Source organism: Brevundimonas sp. (assembly GCF_018608325.1).
Lineage (GTDB): Bacteria > Pseudomonadota > Alphaproteobacteria > Caulobacterales > Caulobacteraceae > Brevundimonas.
In genome coordinates this window covers 1-3,710 of record NZ_JABAZW010000054.1, presented here as the reverse complement: position 1 = coordinate 3,710, position 3,710 = coordinate 1, and the positions used below count along the sequence as shown (strand labels likewise).

The following is a 3,710-nucleotide window of genomic DNA, read 5'->3' as shown; positions in this document are numbered from 1 at the left end:
CGCCTGTTCGACCGGGCCGATGACGCCTGTGCATCCGACCGTGCCGGGCAGCGAGATTCCCTATACGCCGACCCCCGGCGGGCCCGGCCCTTCCCTGCCCCCGCTTTCGTCTCATGCGGTCAGTCCTGCGGTTCTGCCGGGCTGGAATGACGAGGATCATCTGGCCGCCTTCCGCGCCTATGTGGACGGCTGCGGCGCGGTGCGGGACGCCACGGCGCGCACGACCTGCAGCCGCGCCAAGGCCATGAACGCCGGGACGACGGTGACCCCATCCGACGCCCGGGCCTTCTTTGAAGCCAACTTCAGCGCGGTTCCGGCGGAGACGGCGGATGGCCGCCCCGGTCTGCTGACCTCCTATTTCGCGCCCGAATATCCTGCTCGCCGCTGGGCGGACGCCGAGTTTTCCGCTCCTGTCCTGCCCAAGCCCGCTGATCCGCGCGCGGCGGGCGACCGCGCCACCATCGAGGCCTATGCCCGCCCCGAGCAGGCCCTGGCCTGGATGCGGGCCGAAGACCTGTTCTTCATGCAGATTCAAGGATCCGGCTATCTGACGTTCGAGGACGGCCGCCGCGCCCGCGCCGCCTATGCCGCCGACAACGTCGGCATCGCCCGCCCGATGGCCCAGCGCGGCCTGCTGCCGGAAAACGGCACGTCCGGCGATGCGATCCGCAACTGGCTGGCTACGCACCGAGGCTATGAGGCCCAGAGCGTGATGGCCCTGAACCCGCGCTATATCTTCTTCCGCATCGACCCGGACGACAACGGCCACCCGCCGGGCGCAGCAGGCGTGCCCCTGACCGAGCGCCGCGCCATCGCCGTCGATCCGTCCCAGTGGCGTTATGGCGAACTGGTCTGGCTGGATGCCGACGCAGGCAATCTGCGCGGCGCGACAGCCAGCTATCGCGGTCTGGCCATGGCGCTGGACACCGGCTCAGCCATCCGCGGCCCTGTCCGCGCCGACCTCTACATGGGCCGCGGCGACGCCGCCGGCGCCGAAGCCGGCACGGTGCGCCACCCCTTACGCATGTGGCGTCTGGTCCCCAGAGGCTAAGGCCATCCGAGACATTTGCGGTGAAGTGAACAAGCTTCACAATTCACGGGTGTGTTGGCACACTGCGCCGGGATGGCGTCCATTCTCACCAACCGGTCTGCGCTTCAGGCCCTGCAAACCTTGAATGCGGCGCAAGAGACGCTGTCGACAGCGCAAAGCCGGGTCACGACCGGGCTGAAGGTGTCGGGCGCCAAGGATGACAGTGCGATCTTCGCCATCGCCCAGAACCTGAAGGCGCAAAGCAGCGGGTGGACGGCAGCGACACAGAGCCTGTCGCGGGCCTCATCCGCTCTGCAGGTGACCGATGCCGCCCTGACCGGCATCAACGACCTGTTGGTCAGCATCAAGAAACTGACAATCGCCTATGCGGACCCGTCCCAGACGTCCAGCAGCCGTCTGGCCATTCGCGCCGACATCGAAAGCCATATCCGACAGATCGACAGTCAGGCGAAGACCGCCTCGTTCGACGGTGTGAACTTTCTGGATGGTCTGGGGATGCAGGCTACGGTCAAAAGCAGCGTCAGCTACTCGCTAGCAACCTCGACCAAGACCCCGCTGTCATTTTTGACGCCCATGTCTGCGGGCGCGAACACGACGGTGTCGCCATCAATGTCTAGTCAGCTGCGTCTCAGTCTTCCGCGCTCTCCTCTGACGCCGGACTCGTTCACTCAGATCGTCGGCCTCAATCAGATGGCCGTAAACGCCTCTGTCTTCATGGATCGAGTGGTCTATTCGGGCGATGCGCGGATCACCGTCAATCATGACTACGGTGATGCAAAGACGGCGTTTGATAAGGCCGGACGCGTGGACATCTGGCTGGACGCCTTTGTTGATGGAAATGCGTTCGAGGTCTGGCAGGGCGGCAAGCGCGTGGCCTCATCGGGTCAGGCCTATGTCGCGGGCGCCAGCGTCATTGGACCCGGGAGCGCGGTGACCGGTCAGGTCATGCTGAGCTTCGACTATGATCCAGCCCTCGGAAAATCCTATGAAATCAGAGCGGCAGGGGGCAACACCTGGGCGTGGGAGCGCGCCTATGAAAGCGGCCCAGGTTTTGGTCCACAGTCGCCGCCAAACGCTCACTCCGTTCTGGTTTCGGCGCGATCGGATGCGTCCTCATTGCCGCCCGTCAATCTGCGCCCAGAGACAGCAGGCGCGCCACCGGCCAGTCAGGGCGTCTTGTCCAGACAGGTGAACGGCGGGGCGCAGGCGGGGCGGATCGACCTGTTGTTTGATGCTTTCGAAAACCCTGATGTCGTCGAAATCTTTCAGAATGGCGTGCGCGTCGCGGCCACTGGTCAGCCCTATGTTTCAGGGGGCGGGATGGTCGGCGAGGGGGTGGCGCGCAGCGGTCAACAGCTTCTGAGTTTCGACTATGACCCCGCCAAGGGACAGAATCTTGAGTTCAGATTTAACGAAAACAACCCGCATGACAGTGCGGGATGGGTTGTTGGCGGCATCGAGCTTTATCCTGTGGGCGCGCCCCGGTCTTCAGCCAGTTTCCCGACATGGATGGCGCAGGGTGTGACGACTTCTACAACGCGCGAAAGCCTGACGTCCGTGGGGGCAAACCCGCGGGTGCTGACGCCAGAAACAGAGGCGACCGAAAGCGCTTCCAGGACCTATGTGATTGATGCGGGCGAGAAGTCAGGTCGTGTCGACCTGCTTGTGGATGCCTATGGTGACGCCGACGTCGTAGAGATTTGGCAAAATGGCGTGCGGGTCGCGGCCAGCGGTCAGGCCTATGCTCGAAATGGCGAAGCCGTTCCGGCTGGAACCGAACGCAGCGATAATTTCATTCTCAGCTTTGACTATGATCCGTCGCGCGGACGGGAGCTGGAGTTCCGGTTCAATCCCAATACGCCCAACAAGATCGGCGCCTGGACCGTGGGCGGGCTGGTTCTGCAGGATGAAACAGCGCCTCTGCCGACGGCCTACAAGCCGAGTGTGATGAACACGTCGGGTCAGGTGCAGCCGGACATCAGTTTCATCAGTACGCCTGATCTTGAGGCGCAGCGGATATCCACACGCAATATGACTGCGGCGGGTCTGGGGCTGACGGGGCTGAACTGGAATGATCCTGATGATCTTCTGATGAAGGTGGATGCGGCGCTGACGCTGGGCGTTTCTGCGGCAAGCTATTTCGGGGTCCAGCAGGCGAATATCGATAGATTGCTGAACCATGCCGCAAAGCATCAGGATGCGCTTGAAACGGGTCTGGGCAATCTGGTTGATGCGGATATGGCCAAGGAATCGGCCAGACTGCAGGCCGCGCAGATACGCCAGCAATTGGCGGCTCAAACCCTGTCTATCGCCAACAAACAGCCGCAGTGGCTGTTGAACCTGTTCAAATCTTAGGCGGCCTTAGGCCAGATCCTCGATCTCGTCTTCGGTCAGGACGCCGGGGACGATGGTGACGGGGAGTTTGCGGCCGCCGAGGGAGGCGCCGTGCTTGATGATGGCCGAGACCAGGGGGCCGGGCCCGCGTGAGCCGGCGCCGGCCGCCAGGACCAGAATCTTGATGTCGTGATCGTCGCTGACGACTTTTCTAATCGCGCTCTGGGCCTCGCCCTGTTCGATCAGGAAGATGGGGGCGGCGCCGGAGCGTTCCAGCGCCTCTTCGCCCAGATAGGCGCCCCAGGTGAAGGCGGCGATGGCGATG

The 3,710-nt window shown here is 63.5% G+C and carries 2 protein-coding genes and 2 pseudogenes; 3 read left to right on the top strand and 1 reads right to left on the bottom strand.

The genetic code is table 11. The features are described from left to right. The 3 genes and pseudogenes from QZ281_RS05835 to QZ281_RS18210 form a co-directional block, all read left to right on the top strand. A partial coding sequence (locus QZ281_RS05835) for an MltA domain-containing protein (protein WP_292225815.1) occupies positions 1-1,051 on the top strand: 1,051 nt, incomplete at its 5' end. A 72-nt stretch (positions 1,052-1,123) separates the two neighbouring features. Further along, positions 1,124-1,528, top strand: a pseudogene (locus QZ281_RS05830) (flagellin); the annotation flags it as partial. Positions 1,529-1,546: 18 nt separating this feature from the next. Beyond that, on the top strand, positions 1,547-3,406 hold the full coding sequence (locus QZ281_RS18210; RefSeq protein WP_363297464.1) for a flagellin: 1,860 nt from the start codon (positions 1,547-1,549) through the stop codon (positions 3,404-3,406). A 6-nt stretch (positions 3,407-3,412) separates the two neighbouring features. On the opposite strand, the pseudogene QZ281_RS05820 reads toward QZ281_RS18210, so the two are convergent. Continuing rightward, a pseudogene (locus QZ281_RS05820) lies at positions 3,413-3,710 on the bottom strand (universal stress protein); the annotation flags it as partial.

Excerpts from the sequence above, each read along its gene's own strand:
- QZ281_RS18210 (WP_363297464.1), top strand. The coding sequence starts at position 1,547 with ATGCAGGCTACGGTCAAAAGCAGCGTCAGCTACTCGCTAGCAACCTCG.